The 23,283-nt window shown below is 48.2% G+C and carries 21 protein-coding genes; 12 read left to right on the top strand and 9 right to left on the bottom strand.

Features of this window, described 5'->3' with window-relative positions:
* Positions 1–156: 156 nt before the first annotated feature.
* On the top strand, positions 157–2,595 hold the full coding sequence (locus tag OL444_RS19920) for an AsmA family protein (RefSeq protein WP_264730320.1): 2,439 nt from the start codon (positions 157–159) through the stop codon (positions 2,593–2,595).
* A 63-nt stretch (positions 2,596–2,658) separates the two neighbouring features.
* Here OL444_RS19920 and OL444_RS19915 read toward each other — a convergent pair whose 3' ends face one another.
* Complete coding sequence (locus OL444_RS19915) at positions 2,659–3,963, bottom strand: O-acetylhomoserine aminocarboxypropyltransferase/cysteine synthase family protein (protein ID WP_264730322.1); 1,305 nt, start codon at positions 3,961–3,963, stop codon at positions 2,659–2,661.
* Between the two features lie 152 nt (positions 3,964–4,115).
* On the opposite strand from OL444_RS19915, the gene OL444_RS19910 reads away from it, so the two are divergent.
* From OL444_RS19910 to OL444_RS19885, 6 genes are all read left to right on the top strand, one after another.
* Positions 4,116–4,319, top strand: a complete 204-nt coding sequence (locus tag OL444_RS19910; protein WP_264730324.1) for a hypothetical protein — start codon at positions 4,116–4,118, stop codon at positions 4,317–4,319.
* Positions 4,320–4,333: 14 nt separating this feature from the next.
* Positions 4,334–5,095: a nucleotidyltransferase domain-containing protein gene (locus OL444_RS19905; protein ID WP_264730326.1), complete on the top strand. Its 762-nt coding sequence runs from the start codon at positions 4,334–4,336 to the stop codon at positions 5,093–5,095.
* Positions 5,085–6,161 (top strand): DNA polymerase beta superfamily protein, encoded by a 1,077-nt coding sequence (locus OL444_RS19900; RefSeq protein ID WP_264730328.1) that lies wholly within the window; start codon positions 5,085–5,087, stop codon positions 6,159–6,161. The genes OL444_RS19905 and OL444_RS19900 overlap by 11 nt, the downstream gene beginning before the upstream one ends.
* On the top strand, positions 6,145–7,503 hold the full coding sequence (locus OL444_RS19895) for an AAA family ATPase (RefSeq protein ID WP_264730330.1): 1,359 nt from the start codon (positions 6,145–6,147) through the stop codon (positions 7,501–7,503). Before OL444_RS19900 ends, OL444_RS19895 begins: the two co-directional genes overlap by 17 nt.
* 147 nt (positions 7,504–7,650) lie before the next feature.
* Positions 7,651–8,208 (top strand): GNAT family N-acetyltransferase, encoded by a 558-nt coding sequence (locus tag OL444_RS19890; RefSeq protein WP_264730333.1) that lies wholly within the window; start codon positions 7,651–7,653, stop codon positions 8,206–8,208.
* A 54-nt stretch (positions 8,209–8,262) separates the two neighbouring features.
* Positions 8,263–9,216 carry an NADP-dependent oxidoreductase gene (locus OL444_RS19885; protein ID WP_264730336.1) on the top strand — a complete coding sequence of 318 codons (954 nt, stop codon included), beginning with the start codon at positions 8,263–8,265 and terminating at the stop codon, positions 9,214–9,216.
* An 84-nt stretch (positions 9,217–9,300) separates the two neighbouring features.
* On the opposite strand, the gene manA is transcribed toward OL444_RS19885, so the two are convergent.
* Positions 9,301–10,503 (bottom strand): mannose-6-phosphate isomerase, class I, encoded by a 1,203-nt coding sequence (gene manA, locus OL444_RS19880; RefSeq protein ID WP_264730338.1) that lies wholly within the window; start codon positions 10,501–10,503, stop codon positions 9,301–9,303.
* Positions 10,504–10,656: 153 nt separating this feature from the next.
* Here manA and OL444_RS19875 point away from each other — a divergent pair, with 153 nt between their 5' ends.
* Positions 10,657–11,007: a YraN family protein gene (locus tag OL444_RS19875; RefSeq protein ID WP_264730340.1), complete on the top strand. Its 351-nt coding sequence runs from the start codon at positions 10,657–10,659 to the stop codon at positions 11,005–11,007.
* A gap of 477 nt (positions 11,008–11,484) precedes the next feature.
* On the opposite strand, the gene purB is transcribed toward OL444_RS19875, so the two are convergent.
* Positions 11,485–12,828 carry an adenylosuccinate lyase gene (gene purB / locus OL444_RS19870; RefSeq protein WP_264730341.1) on the bottom strand — a complete coding sequence of 448 codons (1,344 nt, stop codon included), beginning with the start codon at positions 12,826–12,828 and terminating at the stop codon, positions 11,485–11,487.
* Between the two features lie 141 nt (positions 12,829–12,969).
* Here purB and OL444_RS19865 point away from each other — a divergent pair, with 141 nt between their 5' ends.
* Positions 12,970–13,734 carry a menaquinone biosynthetic enzyme MqnA/MqnD family protein gene (locus tag OL444_RS19865; RefSeq protein ID WP_264730343.1) on the top strand — a complete coding sequence of 255 codons (765 nt, stop codon included), beginning with the start codon at positions 12,970–12,972 and terminating at the stop codon, positions 13,732–13,734.
* A gap of 325 nt (positions 13,735–14,059) precedes the next feature.
* Positions 14,060–14,719 carry an NADPH-dependent F420 reductase gene (locus OL444_RS19860; protein WP_264730345.1) on the top strand — a complete coding sequence of 220 codons (660 nt, stop codon included), beginning with the start codon at positions 14,060–14,062 and terminating at the stop codon, positions 14,717–14,719.
* 159 nt (positions 14,720–14,878) lie between these two features.
* Here OL444_RS19860 and OL444_RS19855 read toward each other — a convergent pair whose 3' ends face one another.
* Both OL444_RS19855 and OL444_RS19850 read right to left on the bottom strand, forming a co-directional pair.
* Complete coding sequence (locus tag OL444_RS19855; protein WP_264730347.1) at positions 14,879–15,064, bottom strand: hypothetical protein; 186 nt, start codon at positions 15,062–15,064, stop codon at positions 14,879–14,881.
* Positions 15,065–15,138: 74 nt separating this feature from the next.
* Positions 15,139–16,773 carry a M1 family metallopeptidase gene (locus OL444_RS19850; protein WP_264730348.1) on the bottom strand — a complete coding sequence of 545 codons (1,635 nt, stop codon included), beginning with the start codon at positions 16,771–16,773 and terminating at the stop codon, positions 15,139–15,141.
* Positions 16,774–16,818: 45 nt separating this feature from the next.
* Here OL444_RS19850 and OL444_RS19845 point away from each other — a divergent pair, with 45 nt between their 5' ends.
* Together OL444_RS19845 and OL444_RS19840 are read left to right on the top strand one after the other, a co-directional pair.
* A complete protein-coding gene (locus tag OL444_RS19845; RefSeq protein ID WP_264730351.1) occupies positions 16,819–18,459 on the top strand; it encodes an ABC transporter substrate-binding protein in 1,641 nt (546 codons plus the stop codon).
* 117 nt (positions 18,460–18,576) lie between these two features.
* Positions 18,577–19,356, top strand: coding sequence for an acyl-CoA desaturase (locus OL444_RS19840; protein ID WP_264730353.1), 780 nt, complete (start codon positions 18,577–18,579; stop codon positions 19,354–19,356).
* 369 nt (positions 19,357–19,725) lie between these two features.
* Here the strand turns inward: OL444_RS19840 and OL444_RS19835 are convergent, their stop codons facing one another.
* From OL444_RS19835 to OL444_RS19820, 4 genes are read right to left on the bottom strand one after another with little or no spacing between them, the layout of a single operon-like run.
* Positions 19,726–20,310 carry an HAD-IB family hydrolase gene (locus OL444_RS19835; protein ID WP_264730354.1) on the bottom strand — a complete coding sequence of 195 codons (585 nt, stop codon included), beginning with the start codon at positions 20,308–20,310 and terminating at the stop codon, positions 19,726–19,728.
* Positions 20,307–21,038, bottom strand: a complete 732-nt coding sequence (locus tag OL444_RS19830) for an SDR family oxidoreductase (RefSeq protein ID WP_264730356.1) — start codon at positions 21,036–21,038, stop codon at positions 20,307–20,309. The genes OL444_RS19835 and OL444_RS19830 overlap by 4 nt, the downstream gene beginning before the upstream one ends.
* A 26-nt stretch (positions 21,039–21,064) precedes the next feature.
* Positions 21,065–22,396, bottom strand: coding sequence for an FAD-binding oxidoreductase (locus tag OL444_RS19825; RefSeq protein WP_264730358.1), 1,332 nt, complete (start codon positions 22,394–22,396; stop codon positions 21,065–21,067).
* Positions 22,396–23,283: a decaprenyl-phosphate phosphoribosyltransferase gene (locus tag OL444_RS19820; protein WP_264730359.1), complete on the bottom strand. Its 888-nt coding sequence runs from the start codon at positions 23,281–23,283 to the stop codon at positions 22,396–22,398. The genes OL444_RS19825 and OL444_RS19820 overlap by 1 nt, the downstream gene beginning before the upstream one ends.

Here is a 23,283-nt window from a genome sequence, read left to right as displayed (position 1 = left end):
TATAGTCCATATATCTTTTATCTGTGCATCATTGCTGCATTGAAATTCGTAAATTTTATTGATGAATGGTATTGTCGGCAGATATACGGGTAAAATTATCTACCTGTAACTGTATGACAGGCTGTCCTGCTTAACTTTTCATTTAAACTTGGTTGCATGCGCAAATGGCTCAGGATTATCTTAATTGGCGGAGGGATCATAATCGGGCTGGTATTGTTATTGGTGCTGGGACTAACCTGGTACATACATGCCAATAAAGCCACGTTCCTGAAACAAATCACCAGTCAGCTCAACGGAGAAATCAATGGTACCCTGACGATTGCAGACATGGATGCTTCCCTGTGGCGGAGTTTCCCGCATGTGTCGCTTGGTTTGCAGAAAGTAGTGCTGCAGGATAGCGGCTGGCAGCAACACCATCATGCGCTGGTGGATGTCAACTATATTTTCGTACGGGTGAATACGTTATCCCTGTTGCGGAAGCACGTAGAAGTGAGTGATATCTCCCTGAACGACGGTACCATCTATCTGTTTACGGATAGTACAGGGTATTCCAATACCTATGTATTCCAGGGTAAGTCCTCCGGAAAATCCGGGGGTACTTCCAAAGACGCCAATATTCAGCACCTGTCGCTGGAGAAGATTCATTTTTTTATTGAGAACCACCAGAAACAAAAGCTGTTTCACCTGGATATTAACCACCTGGCCGGCCATATGCAGGCAACCGATACTGCCCTGCATTTTACCATGTTATCAGATATGCTGGCGAAGGACTTTGCTTTTAATACAACGAAAGGCAGTTATCTGAAAGATAAAACCCTGCAACTGAATCTGTCACTGTCTTTTGATAAACGTACCAAAGTGATGACGGTTCCCCAACAGGAGATCCGGATCAACGACCGGCCTGTGTTAATCGGCGGACAATTTTCATTCGACCGTAAGCCACCGGCCTTCCACCTGAAGATCACCGCGCAGCAGGTACTGTTGAAAGAAGCGGCTTCCTGGCTGTCGCCTAATATCACAGCCAAATTAAATAACATTACCTTATCTAAGCCATTGGATGCGGAAGCGGATTTACAGGGGCATTTGAAATACCGGGATACGCCACGGGTGGTGGTTACCTGGAAAACAAATGACAACGTACTGCAAACCACCATGGGCGAATGGACCCATTGCGATTTTACCGGTCGCTTTAATAATGAGGTGATCCCCGACAGGGGACATAATGACGAGAATTCAGCCGTGAATATTTTTGGTCTGCGGGCGGATGTCGCCGGCGTCACGCTGAAAGCAGATACCATCCGGGTGGTCAACCTTAAGCAACCCTTGCTGCACGGGCATTTCCAATCGCAGTTTATGCTCGCCGACCTGAATGACCCGGGAGGAGATATACCGCTTACCTTTAAAGGAGGCAGCGCGGATGCGGATTTGTATTACACCGGCCCGCTCCTGAAAGACGACAATACGCCTTCTTCCCTGGAAGGCCTGGTACATATACAGAAAGGCGCCTTTACCTACCTGCCGCGTAACCTCTCTTTCCAGGACTGTAGCGCCACCCTGCGCTTTACCGGAAAAGACCTGCTGCTGCAAAACATCCGGATTCAATCGGGTAAAAGTACCTTGCTGATGGATGGTAAGATTGCCAACCTGCTGAACTTATATTTTACGGCGCCCGAAAAGATTGACCTGGATTGGAATATCCGTAGTCCGCTGGTAGACCTGAATGAATTCAAGAGTTTCCTGGGACTCCGTAAAAAAGGAAAGCGGCCGGCTACTGCACAGCAGGCTAAAATGAGCCGGGTATCCAAACAACTGGATGCCGTGCTGGAGGCGAGCAATGCCCGGATGGAGGTGAAGCTGGATAAGGTAGTCTTTAATCATTTCACCGCACAGCAGGTGAAGGCTTCCCTGGCACTCACGCAAACGGATATACTGCTGAAACAGATTGCCTTGCAGCATGCCGGCGGCAATATTACACTAACCGGTAAGGTGCAGCAACAGGGAAAAAACAATACCTTCCAGATTAACACCAATATCAATAATGTACATATCGGGCAGCTGTTTTATGCCTTTGATAATTTCGGTATGCAAGCCCTGCAATCCACGAATCTGCGGGGCATCATTGCCGCGAAAGCCAATATCCGCGGTAATATCCTGGATGATGGCACCTTGGCGAAACGATCGTTGTTCGGTACGATCAACTTTAACCTGAAACAGGGTGCGCTGGTGAATTTCGGCCCGCTGGAAGATATCGGGAATTTTGTATTCCGGCGGCGGCGGCTGGACAGTATCACGTTTGAAAACCTCAGCAATACTTTCCGGGTAGAAGGCAATAAAATTCTGATTCCGGCGATGCGTATTGCATCGAGCGCCGTGAATATAGATGTAGATGGCGTGTATGGCATAGATGGGGGTACCAATATCAACCTGGCGATTCCGTTGCGGAACCCGGCAAGGGATTCGGCCATTACAGATCCGGAAGAAAAACGCCGGCGCAGCAAAAAGGGTATTGTCATACGCCTGCATGCGGCCGAGGGCAAAGACGGGAAGGTGAAAATTAAGCTGGGTAAAGGCAGTAAGGAAGGACAGGAAGAATAATGCATTACGGTATAAGGAGCCAGACTTCCTGCCCCTCATACCGTAATGGCTATACGAAAGTGATTAATCAATCTGTTCAAATGCCTGTGCAATATCTCCCTTGATATCATCAATATGTTCTATACCCAGTGAAATACGCAGCAGTCCTGGCTCTACGCCGGCGGCTTTTTGCTCTTCCTCACTTAATTGCTGGTGCGTAGTTGTAGCCGGATGGATGATCAGGGTTTTGGCATCTCCTACATTGGCCAGGTGATAAATTAACTGTAATGCCTGTACGAATTTATCGGCTGCCTCTTTGCCCCCTTTAATTTTGAAGCTGAGTACGCCGCCGAAACCGTTGCGGAGGTATTTTTTAGCCAGGGCATGGTATGGATTGCCGGGTAATCCGGGATAATTGACAGACAGTACCTGCGGTTGCTGCTCCAGCCATTCGGCCAGTGCGAGGGCATTGTCTACAGTACGTTGTACCCGCAGGGAAAGTGTTTCCAGTCCCTGGAGGAAGAGGAAAGAGTTTTGCGGCGCCAGTGCGGGACCCCAGGAGCGAAGACCCGTCACCCGGGCACGTATTATATAGGCGATGTTGCCAAAAGGACTGTCGGCGCCGAAGACTTCCCAGAACTTCAGGCCGTGGTAGGCTTCATCCGCTTCACTGAACTGTTTGAACTTGCCGTTGCCCCAGTTGTAGTTGCCCCCATCCACAATGATACCACCGATACTGTTACCGTGGCCGCCGATCCACTTGGTGGCTGCCTGTACGACCACATTGGCGCCCAGTTCCAGCGGGCGGCTGAGATAACCGGCCGCCCCGAAAGTATTGTCTACCACCAGCGGCAGGTCGTGCCTCCGGGCTATGGCACTTATTTTCTCGAAATCCGGAATGGAAAACCCGGGATTACCAATGGTTTCCACATACAAGGCCTTGGTGTTTTCATCGATCAGGGCTTCAAAGGTTTCCGGTTTGTCCAGGTCGGCAAAGCGGGCTTCCACGCCAATCCTTTTAAAGCTGACCTTAAACTGGTTGTAGGTACCGCCATAGAGGTAGGAGGAGGTCACGAAGTTATCGCCCGGCAGCAGGATGTTGTGCAGGGCAATAAACTGCGCAGCCTGGCCGGAAGCTACCGCCAGTGCTGCCACGCCACCTTCCAGTGCAGCCACTCTTTTCTCAAATACATCCGTGGTGGGATTCATGATACGGGTGTAGATGTTGCCGAATTGCTTCAGCTGGAAGAGGTCGGCCGCATGCTCCGCACTGTCAAAAGTGTAGGAAGTAGTCTGATAAATAGGCACAGCAGCAGATCGGGTGGTTTCGTCTGGTTGATAACCGGCATGTACCTGCAGGGTGTCGAAGTGGAGGGGCTTGTTTGACATAACGATATCTGTTTTTATTAGTCTACAAATATAATAGAGTAAACATAGAATAGCAAATACGACGGGAAGAATTAATCAACGCGCAGAGGGTATGCACTTTATCCGATAAAACTGCCAACGGAGGTAGTATTCTTAGCCTGTAATTCGTAATTTTGGAAAGTGTTATTAACTACTACGACTACACGTTGCCCGGCTGCGAATCTTGCAGTCATTCTCCTGCGGCGATTCATCGCATCAGACAACCGGTAAAAAGAGCGGCCATCCGGGAGAAGGGACCGGTACCGTATGGAGCATATACCACCGGCTGTTACCACAGCCAGCATGCCGGACAGGAAGATTCTGCCGGGAACCATTAAAAACAAGAATCATTATGGAAGACATCATCTTAGAAAAGATAAAAGCCATAGAAGCCGAACACCAGGTGAAAATACTGTATGCCTGCGAATCGGGGAGCCGTGCCTGGGGCTTTGCTTCGCCAGACAGTGACTATGACGTTCGTTTTATTTATACGCGCCATATCAACGACTACCTGAGTATTACGGACTTACGGGATGTGATTGAACTGCCGGTGAATGAAGTACTGGACGTCAGCGGCTGGGACCTCAAGAAAGGGCTGCAGCTATTCCTGAAATCCAATGCGCCGTTATACGAGTGGCTGCAGTCACCCATCGTGTACCAGGAAACCAGCGATTTCAGACAGCTACTCAATACACTGCGGGAAAAGTACTATTCTCCCCGGGCTGCCTGTCATCACTACCTGTCGATGGCCTGGAATACCTTCAGCAGCCAGCTGCAGGGACCGGAAGTAAAACTGAAAAAATATTTCTATGTGTTACGGCCCATGCTGGCCTGTCAGTGGATTCTGGCTGGTAAAGGTGTGCCGCCGATGGAGTTCAGCCGGTTACGTACCCTGATTACCGACGACGCGTTGCAACAGGAAGTGGAAGCGCTGCTCCGTTTAAAGGCGGACGCTGACGAAAGTACCTACATCGCGCCCATAGCGGCATTGCATAACTGGATCGCCTACACGCTGGATGAATGTAAAATAGCGTCTGCAGAGCTGCCTGTGCTTAGAAATGATACCGTGGAACTGAACAGCATTTTCAGAAAATACATCAGCAATGACAATTGAGCGTTTACAGCAACAGCGGGAATACCTGCTCCTGGAATGTATCAGCGGCAGCCGGGCCTATAACCTGCACCTGCCAACGTCCGATACAGATCTCAAGGGCATCTATATATTACCGCAACCTGAGCTGTATGGCATGACCTACACCGATCAGGTAGCTAACGCGACCAACGATGAAGTGTATTTTGAAATCAAACGTTTCCTGGAATTGCTGGAGAAAAACAATCCCAATATCCTGGAACTGCTGAGTACCACCGAGGGTAACCAATTATACCGGCATCCGCTGATGGACCTGATCCGGCCGGAAGATTTCCTCTCGAGGTTATGTCTGGATACGTTTGCCGGCTATGCCAAAACACAGATCAAAAAGTCCCGTGGCCTGCATAAAAAAATGAACCAGACCTTTCCGGAAACCCGCAAAACGGTACCGGAGTTCTGTTACGTGGTAGCTGGCAGCCGTAGTATGCCATTACTGGAATGGCTACACGAAAACAAGCTGGCAGCGGCCGACTGCGGACTCAGTAAAATAGACCATTTCCGGGATGCCTATGCCTTGTATCATCCGCAGCAGTTTGCAGGAGAGGTGCCCTTTAAGGGCATTTGTTCCGGTGATGCCGCCAATGATGTACAGTTAAGTACCATTCCTGCAGGTGTGGAACCGTTGACCGTATTGTATTTTAATAAAGATGCCTATACGGTTTATTGTAAGGATTTTGCGGCATGGTGGGAGTGGGTAGCCTTACGCAACGACGAACGTTACCGGCATAATCAGGCGCTGGGCGCCGGCTACGACACCAAACACATGATGCATACCTTCCGGTTGCTGACGATGGCCGAAGAAATTGCAAAGTACCGGGAAGTACGGGTATACCGCCACGACCGGGACTTCCTGCTGCGTATCCGTCAGGGTGCTTTTACCTACGATGAATTATTGGAAATGGCTGCTGCAAAAATTGAGCAGATGGAACAGCTGTATGCCGTAGCAGACCTGCCGGAACATCCTGATCCGCAGCTGGCCGGGAAATTGTTGGTAAGTATAAGAGAGAAATTTTATGGCCAGAAGAAATAGCCTGTCACATATTGCTATACCGGAGCGGTCACTGGTGGTGTTAATCGGTCCTTCCGGGGCCGGTAAATCCACTTTTGCCCGCCGGTTTTTTAAGCCCACGGCCATCATCTCCTCTGATGCCTGCCGGGCGATGCTCAGTGACAATGAAAATGATCAGACCGTGTCGGCCGCCGCTTTTGAACTGGCCCGTTATATTGCGGCCAAAAGACTGGAGAAAGGGCTGCTGACAGTCATCGATGCCACCAATGTACAACCTGCGTATCGCAGCGACTGGATCCGGCTGGCCCGCGAACACCACCTGCTGCCGGTAGCAGTAGTCCTGAATATGCCGGAACAACTGTGTCAGGAGCGAAATGTACAACGTGCCGACCGGCAGTTGGATGCCTCCGTTATTACCCAGCAATGCCTGCAACTTCGCCGGCATATCCGGGACCTGAGAAAGGAAGGGTTCCGGCACGTCTTTGAACTTCATTCCGAAGCCGCTGTTGCCCAGCTGGAAACCATTTCACTGAACCCGCTGCATAACAACCGGCAGGACGACCATGGCCCCTTTGATATCATCGGCGATATACATGGTTGTTATGATGAACTGTGTATCCTGCTGGAACAGCTGGGATATGTCATTGACCGGGAGCAATGTCGCTTTATCAGCGCACCTGTGGCTACTACCGCCAACGGATATACGACATTCAGAAAACCGGTGTTCCTGGGCGACCTGGTAGACCGGGGGCCTCAATCACCGCAGGTGTTGCGGCTGGTGATGCACCTGGTGGAAAATGGATATGCCTTGTGCGTGCCAGGTAATCACGATGCCAAATTGTTACGTTACCTGGAGGGTAAAAATGTACACCTGCGCTATGGCCTGGAAATCACCGTAGCACAGCTGGCGGGTGAAACGCCGGAATTCCTGGAGGAAGTAAAGACTTTCCTGGACCGGCTTTGCAGCCACTATGTACTCGACGATGGAAAACTGGTAGTAGCCCACGCAGGCCTGCAGGAAAACATGCAGGGGCGTGCTTCCGCAGCGGTCCGGGATTTTTGTTTGTACGGGGAAACCACCGGCGAAACAGATGAATACGGATTACCGGTCAGGTACAACTGGGCTTTGGCGTATACAGGTACCGCCATGGTAGTATACGGCCATACGCCGGTGCCTGTACCACAATGGCTGAACCGGACCATCGACATTGACACGGGATGTGTATTCGGCGGGAGCCTTACCGCATTGCGGTATCCGGAGAAAACAATGGTGTCGGTGCCTGCCCTCCGGCAATATGCCGTACCAGTCCGGCCGGTAGGATATCCGGATAACGGCAGTGCGCCGCAAACCGCTACGGTGTAACAAATACACGTTGTCGTGGCGGAAAGATTTATAAATAATGCGCTTTGATAGCTGAAACATCCGGGGGTAATTGCTATTTTAGCACCCGAAAGTGAACCCTTAACCCCTGGATCTAACCAGTTATTATCATCAAACCCACAATTTAATATGAACCACCCGACGACACTGGAATCAACAGAGATCAATGCCCTGCTGGCACTTCAACACAGTAATCTCGTACAACACCTGGAAGCTGCCGCCGCTGCTTCCCAGGGATTTCTTACCTTTCAGTACAGCGAAACGGATATCTTACGTATGATGAAAGATATGCCGCAGCCGATTACCAAAGCCGGAGACGATATTACTGGCTATGCCCTGGCCACATCACCAGCCGCCAGTAATGACATCGAGATCATGAACACGATGGTAAAACTTACTGCCGGCTTATCGTTGAACGGTACGTCGTTATCAGACCTGCGCTATTATTTTATGGGACAGGTATGTGTAAAGGAAGGCCATCGTGGTCAAGGTATATTTGATAAACTGTATGAACACCATCGGGAACTCTTCGCCGATACCTACGATTGTTTGGTGACAGAAATCAGTGCTGCCAATCTGCGTTCACAGGCAGCCCACGCTCGTGTGGGATTTCAAACCATTCATAGCTATGCCGATGAACAAGGCATAGACTGGCTGGTGGTTGCCTGGGACTGGCGGGTGATTTAAGTAATCCGATTTTTCATTTCCGATTTTTTCATTTTCTACAAAAAATCATGCATTATGAAAGCCGTAGCAGTAGCTGCATTTAAAGAACATCCTGTTGTGATGGATCTGCCCAAACCGGCCGTCAGGCCAGGTACCGTATTGGTAAAGGTAATAGCCGCCGGTATTAATCCGTTTGACTGGAAAATGACCGATGGCATTATGAATGACGGAAAAATACCGCATCAGTTTCCGCTGATCATGGGGGTAGATGGCGCGGGTATTGTGGAGGAAGTGGGCGCCGGTGTTACCCGTTTTAAAACAGGTGATCAGATCTACGGACAGTTTATTCATATGCCCATTGGAGAAGGTTCCTATGCTGAATATGCCATTGTACCGGAAACGGCATCGGTTACACAGACGCCGGCCAGTATCAGCGCGATTGCAGCAGCAGCGGTACCTACCGCCGGTATGACTGCCCAGCAGCTCCTGGAAACACTGGCCCTTCCTGCCGGCGCTACATTGCTGGTCAATGGGGCTACCGGAGGGGTAGGTTCTTTTGTTACCCAGCTGGCGGCAGCGCAGCAATTGCAGGTAATTGCCACGGTGGGCGATGAGGCTGCTGCTGCCCGTATGAAAGGACTGGGTGCCGCCTATACCATTAATTACCAGCAGGCGCCTTTGCTGCAACAGGTCCAGGACCTTTTTCCGCAGGGCATCGATGGTTTGATTGATCTGGTGAGTGATGCCGCCGGCTTTAATAGCTATGTGGCATTGGTGAAACCCGGTGGCGCTGCGGCGACTACGGTTTTTGTTGCGGATGAAGCTGTGTTGGCTGCTAAAAATATCCGGGGGGGGAACTTCGAAACAAAAGGTTCTGCCGCCTCGTTGGAGCAGCTTTCTCAGGCTATAGACAAAGGCAGTCTGAAAGTACCGGTAGAAAATGAAATCCGGCTGGAAGAAGCACCGGAGGCTATTGCACACAGCCGGGAAGGAAAAGGAAGGGGGAAAACTGTGATTGTCATTAATTAAACAGACTACTATTTTATTTTTCAGGAAGATGAACACGGGTTCCGGTGATCATCTTCCTGAAAAAAATATCAGCTAAACAAAGACTTAGTTGTTGGCAGTAGCCTTAAACAGCATAACGCCATTGTTTGTTTTGATCTGGTAGGTAGCGTCGTAGGCAGCAAATACGCATTGTCCTTTATGCAGGGCCAGCGCTTCAGTGCCAATGATGTCGGCATCGCCTTCCATGACAATGAGGATTTCAGCCGCTGTAGTGGTATGCGTATAAACCTGACCTGGTTGCAGGGTTATATTACTAACTGCAAAATCCGGCGCCGGAGAAGGATATTTTCTTTCCAGTCCGTCTGCATGCAGCTCTCCTTTAATAATATGCGGATGTACACCTTCAAAGCGGGTGTGTTGTAATAATTCCGGTACATCAATGTGCTTGGGGGTCAGACCGCCACGGAGAACATTGTCTGAATTAGCCATCAGCTCTACGTTCTGGCCTTCCAGATACGCATGCGGGATGCCTGCATCCTGGAATACGGCATCTCCCGGTTGCGCCTGTACGATGTTGAAGAAATAGATAGAGAAGATACCCCGGTCTATTTTTTCTGCGCTATCCGGATCATTCAGTACCGCGCGGGCTGCCCAGAATCCAGGATCTGATTTGGGAAGTTTACCTGCCTTATAAGCCGGTATCATGCGGTCGGTGAGCGGACGCAGGAGAATGTTCACCAGCGCCTGCGGCATTTCCATCACATTTTTATACAGTCCGTAATAACCTTCCTGTTCGTATATGCTTGCCAGTGATACAAACTCCGGAACGGTCTGTAATACCTGTTGCAGTTGTTCGTGTGGCAGAAAACCATGCAAGAGCCAGAATTCACTGAGAGCCACCATGATTTCCGGTTTATGGTTAGCATCTTTATAATTACGGTGTGGTGCATTTAAGGGAATACCTGCTTCATTCTCTCTCGTAAATCCTTTCTCTGCTTCGGCTTTGGTCGGATGTACCTGAATAGACAGCATGTCTTTTACATCCAGTATTTTGAAGAGGTAGGGCAGCTGCCGGAACTGTTCCCATACCTGGGGACCTACCAGGTTAGCCGGGTCCTGTGCGATCAGTTGGTCCAGTGTTACCGGGCCGTTGCCGGTTGTAATAACAGCTGGTGCGCTGGTATGAGCGCCCATCCAATACTCTGCGCTGGGTTTATCTGTGGCTGCAATGCCCAGCAATGCCGGAATATATTGATATCCGCCCCAGGCATAATGTTGTACTTTCCCGTCCAGTCTGAATAATTTCATATATCGTGAATCTGTTTTACAGTGTAATTTTTATATGCCTGCAAAAATAACGGGAAACCGCAGATTAAATCATTATTTTACAAGGTAATTTCGCTGGTATACACTGAATTATTTGGGATACCTGTTTGATTAACCCGTTAATAACCACCTCATATGTCGGATCACCTGATCCTCGGAGAACGCGGAGAAGCCGTAGCACAGGCTTATGTACGGCAGTACTGTCAGATATTACATACCAACTGGAAATATGAACGGAAAGAACTGGATATCATCGCTTGCCGGGAAGGCCGGCTTTATTTTATTGAAGTGAAAACCCGGAGGGGAGCGCGGTATGGCTGGCCGGAAATGGCGGTGGATTTCCGGAAGCAGGAAAACATACAGACGGCGGCAGCTGCCTACCTGGAATATTTTGCCTTACACCCGGCTACTATCCGGTTCGATATCATTGCTATTACTTTCTATCAGGCTGAGTATCAGCTGATGCATTTCCGGGATGTTTTCTAATCGGGAAAACGTGTACGTTTTACACTGGTTATAATAAGGGGTAACTGCGCTGCCACAGCCATTTAGCTGGTTTTTTTCTTAACGTTCGGTTAACAAAATAAATGCTTGTAAAAATTCTATAATAATAAAGAAAATTATATCTTTGCGAAGCATTTTAAAAATTAACCCTGTGTTGTTATACACCCCGTTATTCCGGTAGATTTCAAGCAAATCATTCCTCTGGAAAGGCCAGTACAATGGTGCATTGTAGCCCATGTGATGTTTTTTCTGTGATCCTTTCAGGAGTGAGTAGCCGGCAATATCAGTAACAGTAGGACAGGGGATACGAAGGATAGAATCCGTTTGTTCATCTAAGCGGCCGGAAGGCCCACTGAAACGCATCGCCTCGTACAGTAATGTACAGTATTGCTTTCGGGAGTCAATTTAAAAATTATACATAGTTAAAAGCTCCGGGATATTTCCCGGAGCTTTGCTATTTTATAACGCCCACAAACCAGTGTAGTTGTGTGGTGTAATGGCTTTCAGTTCTTTTTTCAGGGCTGCGCTGATTTTCAGTCCGTCAATAAACTTATGCATGCTTTTCTGTGTGATCTGTTCACCGCCACGGGTCAACTCTTTCAGGGCTTCGTATGGCTGTGGGTAGTTTTCGCGGCGCAATACCGTTTGAATGGCTTCCGCTACTACTGCCCAGTTGTTTTCCAGGTCTTCGCGCAGTTTGGCTTCGTTCAGGATCAGCTTATCCAGGCCTTTCTGAATGGATTTGGTAGCCAGCAGGGTATGCCCGAATGGAACACCCAGGTTACGCAGCACTGTGGAATCGGTCAGATCGCGTTGCAGGCGGGATACCGGTAATTTGGCACTCAGGTGCTCAAACAGGGCATTCGCCAGACCGAGGTTACCTTCTGCGTTTTCAAAGTCAATCGGATTTACTTTATGCGGCATGGCAGAAGAACCTACTTCATTCTTTTTGATTTTCTGTTTGAAGTAGTCCATGGAAATGTATGTCCATATGTCGCGGCAGAAGTCCAGCAGAATAGTATTGATCCGTTTCAGGGCATCAAACTGTGCGGCGATATTGTCATAATGTTCGATCTGCGTGGTATACTTCATCCGTTGCAGGCCCAGGGTATTATTGACAAATTTTTCTCCGAATTTCTCCCAGTTGATTTTAGGGAAAGATACGTAGTGGGCATTGAAGTTACCGGTAGCGCCTCCGAATTTGGCGGCGAAAGGAATTTGTCCCAGCAGGTGTACCTGTCCTTCCAGTCTTTCTACAAACACCAGTATTTCCTTACCAAGGATGGTAGGAGAAGCCGGTTGTCCGTGCGTACGGGCCAGCATGGGTATTTTCATCCAGGATTGTCCCATTTTTTTCAGCACCAGGATCATGTTGGCCAGCGCCGGCATGTATACCTGTTCAATAGCATCTTTCCAGAACAGGGGCGTAGCGGTATTATTTACGTCCTGTGAGGTCAGACCAAAATGTACCCATTCCAGTTTGTCTTCCAGGCCCAGGTTCTTCAATTCATTCTTCAGAAAATATTCCACCGCTTTCACGTCGTGGTTGGTAATTTTTTCTGTTTCCTTGATCAGTTGCGCGTGTTCAATCGTAAATTCCTGGTAGATTTTACGCAGGGCCGGTACTTTGGCTTTCGGCAGTGTAAATAGTTTTTGCTCAGCAAGTGCAATAAAATATTCCACCTCTACCATCACACGGTAACGGATCAACGCAAATTCAGAAAAATAGTTGGCCAGCTCGTCCAGTTGCTTACGGTAGCGTCCATCCAGCGGAGAAATGGCAGTCAATGGTTGTAGTTGCATAATGTATGAAATTCCAGTAATTACAATTAACAGGTTTGTCGGAAACAAGTTCATTTTAACCTTCTTTTATAAGAAGACAATATTCATTTGGAACTTGTTAACCGGGATTTAGTTACTTTTGCAGCTTCAAAATTACTGAAATTGGAACGGAAAGTAAAAGTTGCGGCTGTAAGTTATTTGAATACGAAGCCTTTATTGTATGGATTCAGGAATCATCCGGTGATGGAGATGATGGAATTGTCAATGGACTATCCGGCTAAAATAGCCCAGCAGCTGATAGATGGAGAAGTAGATGTAGCGCTGGTACCGGTAGCTATTATCCCCAGATTGAAGGAATATCATATTATAGCAGATTATTGTATTGGTGCGGAAGGACCTGTGGCATCTGTTTGTTTATATAGTGATGTACCGCTGAACGAGATAAAGCGTATTTACCTGGATTATCAAAGCCGTACCTCTGTGGCCTTACTCAAAGTATTGGTACAGGAGTACTGGAAGCTGGATGTAGAGCTGGTAGCGACTACCGGCGATTACCAGGATAAGATCAAAGGAACGGATGCGGGCCTCATTATAGGCGACCGTGCCCTGGCACAGCGGAAGGTATCGCCATTTATATATGACCTGGCCGAAAGCTGGATGCGTTTTACCAGCCTGCCTTTTGTATTTGCTGCCTGGATCAGCAACAAACCGTTGCCGGCGGAGTTTACCAGTGCATTTAACGACGCTACCGGCGCCGGTACCCGGAACATTCCTGCGGTAGTAGCGGAGAATCCTTATGAGCTGTACGATCTCACGACGTATTACATCCATAACATCAGCTATCCGCTGACACCGGCCAAACGCCAGGGTATGCAGCGGTTCCTGAGCTACCTGTTCGAAAAAGAACCGGCAGCCGCCATCCGATAAGGAAAACAACGGGGACCTGGATACAACACCAGCGACCCTCTGATAAAATATAAAGATATAGGGAAGACACAGGCGAATGATATGATTCGCTTCGTTCTTCCCTATATTTATCTGCAGGATGATCATCTCCCGAAATTCCCCATAGGAATAGCTCACCTGCATCGCCTGTTGTTCTCCTGCAACCCGGAAATAACAGCTATCCCTACCCGTCAGGGTATCTCCACTGTTATTTTATGCCGATCTGCCCGGCAAGGCAATTCAGAATTCATAATTCGTGATTCTTTAAGTATCTTCATAGTTCACGCATCTAATAATATTAGTGGTCATGAAAATTGGCATCCTGGGTAGTGGTCCTGTAGGTCTTACACTTGGTAAGGGGCTTATTCAAGCAGGCCATCATGTTACTATCGGCACCCGTAATCCTGCAAAGGAATCCCTGCAGCAATGGCTGCGAAAACAAGGGGCACTTGCACTGGCAGGCACTTTCCGCCAGGCCGCTGAATTCGGAGAGCTGATCCTCATCTGTACCAGCTGGATGGGTACAAAAAAAGCCATTGAAGCTGCCGGTATCTGGAATTTCAAACGTAAAACAGTCGTGGATGTTACCAATCCGCTGGATGGTAAAGGCCCGGATGACAGCGGGCGGCTGAACTTTGTGGTAGGGCATAACAACTCCGCCGGAGAACAGATTCAGGCCTGGTTACCGCCGGATGCCAATGTGGTAAAGGCATTAAGCTGTATCGGACACGAAAGGATGTTGCATCCCGTATTTGAAGAAGGCGCGCCTACCATGTTTATTGCCGGTAATAATAATCCGGCCAAGGATACGGTGCGGGAACTGCTGCACCAGATTGGCTGGGACGATGTGGTAGATATGGGAAGTATAGAGATCTGCCGCAGTATTGAACCCCTTTCTATTTTATGGGCAGCTTACGGCTTTTTAAATGACAGCTCCGGCCATGCCTTTAAGTTATTGAAGAGATAATCATTACAACCAGCTGATAAAATAATAAGGAGAAGATATACACTATCTTCTCCTTATTATTTTATAGGTATCCTTTAGGGAATTTGTTCCACAGCCTGGTACCAACAGGCTTTTTCGACAGATAATCCACCCTTCCTGGTGTGACGTGCGCTATGACGCTTATGCAGTATGGTGTGACTCGTGGTGAGATTCATGATGTCCGCCATGATGAGATTCATGATGAGACTCATGGTGCTCTGGTTCAAGATAGATAGCAAAACCACCTACTACCTGAAATGCTTCCAGGGGGGTCAGTACTTTTACGCCCAGGAAATCGGTTGCTTTCTGGATGGATTCTTTTTTCATTTAATTGATTTTGAAGTTAATAAAACGAGTGAACTTTTTTAGACAGCGTTCATGTCTACCTTATCTGGTATTGATTATTTTACTTGTTTTACCTGGATGTAGAATTGCTTCTCTACCGCAAACTCCTTCATATCTGACAGGGTTACATTGGCTGACCGCCATAACGTACCCGGATATATTAATTTATAGCCATTGTCGCTGAGTTTGACTTTCACCGGCATATTAAAATCTTTCACTGCATCTACCCAGCGGTACTGTACCTGTTGGCCACTGAAGCGGTATTCCAGTGTTGGAATAGTCGTATGACGCAGGTATTGGTCAAAGACTTTGCTCAGGTCCATACCTACGGCTTCGCTCATATAACGTTCTATTTGCTGAGTTGTCACGGTCTGGTGGTAGAACGTTTTGTTGAGTCCCCGCAGCATGTTACGGAAAGCCTCGTCGTTGTTCATGATCAGCCGGATGTTGTGCAGCATGTTGGCGCCTTTATAATACATATCGCCGCTGCCTGCTTCATTCACGCCATAATGGCCAATGATCGGTTTATCATTCTTAATATTTTTCCGGATCCCCATTACATATTCGCTGGCGGCTTTCGGACCGTATTCGCATTCCGTGAAAAGCGTTTCGGAATAATTGGTAAAGGTTTCATGTATCCACATGTCTGCAATGTCTTTGCTGGTGATGCTGTTGCCAAACCATTCATGTCCGCTTTCGTGTATCACCAGGAAATCCCATTTCAATCCCCATCCGCTGCCGGAAAGATCTTTACCATTATAGCCCATCTGGTATTTGTTGCCATAGGCAACGGCGCTCTGGTGTTCCATACCCAGGAAAGGTGTTTCTACCAGTTTGTAGCTGTCTTTGTAGAAAGGATATTTCCCGAACCAGTATTCAAAGCAACGCAACATAGGTTTTACCACCTTGAATTGTTCCCGGGCTTTGTCTTCATTATAGTCCAGTACCCAATAGGCAAGATCCAGTTTACCGCCTTCGCCGGAATAGGTATCTTTTATTTCCGTATAGTGGCCGATATTCAGGGCTACATCATAATTGTTAATGGGATTGCTCACATACCAGATCCAGGTTATGGTTTCATCGCCGTTGTTGATTTGTTTTTTCAGACGGCCGTTGGAAACATTGATCAGGTCTTCCGGTACGGTCACGCTGATGGTCATGGCTGCCGGCTCATCACTCTGGTGATCTTTATTGGGCCACCATACGCTGGCGCCGAGTCCCTGACAGGCCGTTGCAATCCATGGCCGGCCTTTGGTATCTTTTGACCATACTACGCCGCCATCCCAGGGCGCATTTTTAGCCCGGTGTGGTTTCCCGCTATAATATACGGTCACCTGCTTTTGTTTGTCTTTTACCTGTGGGGCTGAAAGATGTACAAACCAGGCATTACCTTCCTGTACTACCGGCAATGACTTTTTATCCTGTATCACACTGTCAATCATCATCGGGGCCTGCAGATCTATCTGCATCGTGGAATCTGTTTTCAGTACCTTGTAGGTAATGGTATTAAAGCCGTGGAAAGTGCTGTCTGTCAGCTGTACCTGTACGTGGAGGTCATAGTGGATCACATCCCACCACGCGCGTTGGGGAGTGATAGTACCCCGCAGGGTATCTGCTTTCGTAAATTGTTGTTGGGCGCTGGCTGTAAGTGTTGCCAGCAGGGCCATACAAAGCATTGGTATGCTACGCATATTTATTTGTAAGTTTAAGCCTGAAAGATATTAATTTACCGTCAAATGAAATGTAGTTATTGGCAGACAGTTATCTTCAGGATAGGCCTGATCGGAATCATAGCATTGGGAGCAGGCGCCTGTGGCAACACACATAGCGGGCAACAACAGGTATTCCGCTATAACCAGACAGTAGGTCTCGCCAGTCTGGACCCGGCTTTTGCCAAAAGTCAGGAAGTAATATGGGCGGTAAAACATATATACAATACCCTGGTGGAGCCGGACAGTCAGCTACAGATCAGGCCTTCGCTGGCGCGTAGCTGGCAGGTATCTGCCGATCACCGTACCTATACTTTTGATCTCAGAACGGATGTATATTTTCAGGACCATGCTGCTTTTCCCGGTGGCAAAGGTCGCCGTATGACGGCACAGGATGTGGTATATAGTCTGCGCCGCATCATGGACCCGGCCACGGCTTCGCCGGGCGCCTGGATCTTCAACGGAAAACTGAGCGCCGATACGGGTTTTCGTGCCATCAATGATTCTACTTTTGCCATTACATTGTATCGGCCGTTTCATCCTATTCTGGGCATCCTCAGTATGCAGTATTGCTCCGTCGTACCACAGGAAGTGGTAGAGAAATATGGTAAGGATTTCCGGAACCATCCCTGTGGCACGGGCCCTTTTCGTTTTTTCTTCTGGGAAGAAGGCCAGGCGCTGGTATTACACCGGCATCCCCAATACTTTGAAAAAGACAGCACCGGCCGGCGGCTACCTTACCTGGATGCAGTACAGATCAGCTTTCTGGACAGCAAAGCGGCGGAGTTCCTGCTGTTCCGCCAGGGAAAACTGGACTTCATGAACGATATCGACGCTTCCTTTAAAGATGAAGTACTGACCAAACAGGGGAAGCTGAAAAAAGAATGGGAGGGTAGGCTCATACTGGATAAACATGCTTATCTCAATACAGAATACCTGGGTATCCTGACAGACAGCAACAATAAAATAGTACAGGCGTCACCGTTAAGGTTCAAAAAAGTACGACAGGCCATTAACTACGGGATAGACCGTACGAAAATGATGACATACCTCCGTAATGGGATTGGTATGGCTGCGCATGCGGGCTTTGTACCGGCCGGATTGCCTTCCTTTGATGCCACCTTGGTGAAAGGGTACCCCTATGCGCCGGAGAAAGCGCGGCAGCTGTTGCGGGAGGCAGGGTTCCCGGATGGAAAGGGCTTACCGGCCATCCGGCTGTTATCTATTCCGGTGTATGCCGACCTGGCCAATTATGTGGCCAACCAGTTACAGGAGGTGGGTATCCGGATACAGGTAGAGGTGTTGCAGAAAAGCGCGTTGATGGAGCAGACAGCCAAATCACAGGCGCTTTTCTTCCGCGGCAGCTGGATCGCAGACTATCCGGATGCAGAGAGCTATCTGGCCATGTTTTACAGTAAAAATCCGGCTCCGCCCAATTATACCCGTTACGCCAATCCTGCTTTTGATGTATTATATGAGCGGGCGTTGCAGGAAAACAACGATAGTATCCGGTATGACCTGTACCGGCAAATGGACCGGCTGCTAATGGCAGATGCGCCGGTAGTGCCGTTGTTCTATGACGAATCCATTCATCTGGTACAGCCCGGTATTACTGGCTTGGAAGGTAATGGATTGAATATCCTGGAGTTGCGTAGGGTAAAGAAATGATAAAGATTTGTTATTTTTTTAACATTTCCTTCACCATACAATAGACATTTTAATTTAATATCCGTGTAATTTCAATTATCTTTGGCGCTTATTTGTCACTATTACAAAGTTTAGAAAATGACGGCGATCCTGATATTCTTTTGTGTGCATTGGTTCTTCTCCCTGTTCTTTCACACATTCTATTTACACCGGTATGCTTCTCACCAGATGTATACCACCAGTAAATTCTGGGAGCGGTTCTTTTATTTCGCTACCTGGTTTTTCCAGGGGTCTTCTTACCTGATTCCAAGAGCTTATGGTGTGATGCACCGTATGCACCACGAATTCAGTGATACAGAACACGATCCGCATTCTCCGCACTTCTTTAAGGATGTATGGTCAATGATGGTGCAGACCCGTACTATATATAATGGTTTCGTTACCCGTACCAGCAAGGTAGATCCTAAATTCACTGCAGAGCCATTACCAGAATGGGATGCGATGGATAAATTCGGTGATAGCAACATCACCCGCTTTGCCTGGATGGCGGCTTATATAGGTTTTTATATAGCCTTCGTGCCTGCAGGTATGTGGTATCTGTACTTACTGTTACCCATTCACTTCCTGATGGGGCCTGTACAGGGTGCTATCGTAAACTGGTGCGGTCACAAATACGGTTACAGCAACTTCGATAACGGAGATAAATCTAAAAATACTTCTCCATGGGGTATTATCCTGATGGGTGAATTATTCCAGAACAACCACCACAAGTTTAAAGATAGTCCTAACTTTGCCAAGAAATGGTACGAGCTGGATCCTAGCTATCAGGTAATGAAGCTGTTGAATCTGGTGGGTATCATCAAACTGAAACCAGCGTTGATTACGCCGGCACAGTTGAAAAACGCCAAAGCGGCTTAATAGCATCGTACAATCAATCTGTTACAATAATAGAAAGTGTCTCACCCTCTTGGGTGGGACATTTTTTATTGGGGTAAGCGGTGGCAGGTTGCTCTTTCAGGTTAGACAGACGAGTGTACATCTTATATATATAATGGTGTGTCAGTATCCCGATGTGCCTTCTCTCCGTTTAATAGCCTGATGATGACTGCAGGGGAATGATGAAACAATACAGACAGATAACCTGTAGCAGATGTTTTTACAAGATAAATTTACGGATAGCCATTAACGTGAGTGATCCAATGGCGCCGGAGAGCAATAAAGAAGATCGGCGCTATACCCGGAGTGCGTGTATAGCGCCGATGCCACTGAATATCGTAAACCTATGGGTTAAAACAACCGGAAGTAAGCGTGTTGCGCAATGGCCAGCATAGGCTTGTCGCCGGAGCTATCACCATAGGCATATATTTCCCGGAAGTTATCCAGGTTAAACTGTTGCCGTATACGCCGTACTTTTTCGGCGCCATTACAATTCGCCCCGGCCAGTTTTCCGGTAATGCGTTGTTGTTGTACGTCCAGTGCGGAGCTGATGCAGTCGATGCCCAGCGCAGTACACCACGGCGCTACCCATTGCCGCACGGAAGCGGTTACGACTACTACCTGGTGGCCTTCCTGCTGGTGCTGGCGGATGGCTTTTAAAGCAGCAGGCCGTATTAACTGCGGGAGCCGTTGTGTGCAGAAGTCGGCGCAGCGGGCGGCAAAATCCGGTTCGGTCATCTCCCCGAAAAAATGCGCCAATACTTTTTCCTTCATTTGCTGCGCAGGAATCAGCTTACACTTATAGGCGATCAATGCAGGTAACAACCAGCAACCACCGGCATACATCCTTACGCTGCCTTTCTGAAAGCGGATGATCTCCCAGAGTGTATCGCGGGTAGTAATGGTACCATCGAAATCGAAAAATGCAATGGTCACAGCTTGAGTTTTTTGAAAATACCTTCTGGTATTAATTTGATAATGAGCATGATATACTTCCAATGCCATTTAACATATAGCACGTTCTTTTTCCGCTGTACGCCTTTGTAAACGGCGGTCGCTACTGCCTCCGGCTGCGCTGTGAGCAGTGGTGGTAAGGTCAGGTGCTGGGTCATCCGGGTATTGACAAAGCCGGGTTGTACACTCATCACGTGAACGCCGCTACGAAAAAGCCGGTTGCGCAATCCACTGAGGTAGGCGGTAAAGCCGGCTTTGGCGCTGCCATAAATGTAGTTGCTTTGCCGGCCTCTTTCACCAGCGACAGAACTGATACCTACAATGCTGCCTTTTTGTTGGGCGGCATAATGGTTGGCCACTACATTGAGGATGGAAACTGCACCGGTATAATTGGTATGGATAATGGTGTGCGCTTCCTGCCAGCTGTTTTGTGCCTGTTCCTGGTCGCCCAGATAACCGAATACACAGATGGTCAGATCCGGTTTCACCGAGAGGGCATCAAAGAAGGCCGCATGGCTGTCGGATGCAAGGGCATCAAAAGCATGTGTGGTAGCGGTAATACCATAACGTACCTGCAGATCCTGTTGTAAAGGACTGATGGCCGCTGCATTACGCGCTGCCAGTTGAATATTATATTTTTCGGCGGCAAATTTCCGGGCAATGGCAATAGCCATGTCGGAACCTGCGCCCAGTAGTAAAAGGGTAGGCATGATTGTGTTTGGTGATTCTGGGTAAGTTATTTAGTCAGTAATAATCTTTCAGATTGTATGGAAGCAAACTTGCTATCGGCATTATACTGCTGTACAATATCCGCAAAGCGCTGCGCGTTCGGATAGCTTTTCCAGAAGACTTCCTGCTTCATGCGGGCATCTTTGGACAGGTACAGGCGACCGCCATATTGCAATACGATTTCATCCAGTTCGTCGAGGAAAGGCAGCAGGCCTTTGCGTACGGGAAAGTCGAGGGCCAGCGTATAGCCTTCCATCGGGAAAGATATAAGGTCATCCTGGTTGCCGAATACTTTCAGTACGGCGAGGAAGGACCCCCAGCCTTTTTCACTGATCTTTTGCAGGATAGCTACCAGGCCATCTTTCTTTTCCAGCGGCAGCACAAACTGGTATTGTACAAATCCTGCTTTGCCGTAACCCCGGTTCCAGTGCAGGATAGCGTCCAGCGGATAAAAGAAAGGTTCATAGGGAATGACCTTGTGCATTTCCCGCTTGTAGTTTTTATGATAGTAAAGCCAGTTGAAGGCTTTCACAGTGAACGTGTTGAGTACGAAAGAAGGCAGGTTAAACGGTACCACCAGTTTTCGTTTAGCCGGTAACGTCAGGGGGGCCTGTTGTTGCCGGGGGCTTAACTCTTCCGGTGTGGCATGTTCGCCTACGATCAGGATACTCCGGCCAAAAGTGTCGCCTTGCTGGAGGCAATCGATCCAGGCCATGGAATAGGTGTAGTGTTTATATTCATCAAAGAGGCGGATGACTTCTTCGAGGTTCCGGGCTTTTAGTTGTGTTTGCCGGATATAGGCAGTAGCAATTTTTTTCAGGCGGAATTTCACCCGGGTGATGATACCAGTCAGGCCCATACCACCGCAGGTAGCCCAGAAGAGATCGGCGTGTTCAGTCTGAGAGCAGCACAGGGTGTTGTCTTCTCCTGTAATCACATCCATCTCGATAATATGTCTGGAAAAGGCGCCATCTACGTGGTGGTTCTTACCATGTACATCGGAGGCAACGGCGCCGCCAATGGTGATGTACTTGGTGCCGGGTGTTACCGGCAGAAACCAGCCCTGTGGCACAATGATGTCCAGCAGCTGATCCAGGGTAACGCCGGCCTGTACTTCCAGGATACCGTTGGTGGTATCGAAAGCCAGTACCTTATCATATTTCAGCATGGAAATACTCTGTGCGCTGAGGGAGGCATCGCCATAACAACGGCCATTGCCCCGGGCAATGATGCGGTGATGGCTGCCTACAAAGTTCCGCAGCTGATCTTCCTGCGTAAATGCACTTTCTTCACTGGCAATAGCGGGGTAGTTCCCCCAGTTAGCTAACCGTTTCTGCATTATTCAAAAAAACTTTTGTTAGTGGGTAAATAAATAATCACATAAAAACTCAGGACCCACAGGAGTATGGTTAATTGAATAAAACGGTCTTTGTAAAGGATACGTGTAGGAGAACCGGTATCGTTCTCTACATAAGTTATTTGCAAATATCGTAATAATCCGCCAATTACAAAGAGACAGGTATAGTAAAGCCGGTAGGTATTAAACCGTTGTTCGGTTTCTGGCGACAAGGTATACATGAGGTAGGCAACAATAATAACGGCAGCTACGAGTGACAGCATCACGTTCATGAAATCGAGGTTATACCCTTTGGCGGCTTTCCGCATTTCTTCGCCGGACTTTAATTTGATGAGTACATCATCGCGTCGTTTGGCAATCCCCATGAACAGTGCCAGCAGAAACACCATGATCACCAGCCACTCCGATACGGCGATGTGAGAGGCTACGCTTCCTGCTTTGATACGCAGTACAAATCCGGTGGCCAGGATAATGATATCCAGGATAGACACATCTTTCAGGCCATATGTATACAACAGGTTGAGTACAAAGTAAATGCTGACGACGAATGCAAATTTCTGTTTGATGCTCAGGGCCAGCGCCATCCCGGCAACAATGCAAAGCACAAACATGACCAGCGCGGCTGTTTTGGAAACGGCGCCGGAAGCCAGTGGTCTTTTACATTTTTTGGGATGCTTTCTATCGGCTTCAATATCCCGGTAGTCATTAATGATATAAATACTGCTGGCGATCAGACAAAAAGACACAAAAGCGACCATCACGTGTTGCACTTTGGTCCAGTTGAATATTTCACCTGCAAAAAACAAAGGGATGAATAAAAAAGCATTTTTAGCCCAGTGTTTAGGTCGGAGTAAATATAAATATTGCAT

The sequence above is a fragment of the Chitinophaga nivalis genome (assembly GCF_025989125.1).
Lineage (GTDB): Bacteria > Bacteroidota > Bacteroidia > Chitinophagales > Chitinophagaceae > Chitinophaga > Chitinophaga nivalis.
This window is presented reverse-complemented; position numbering and strand designations above follow the sequence as displayed.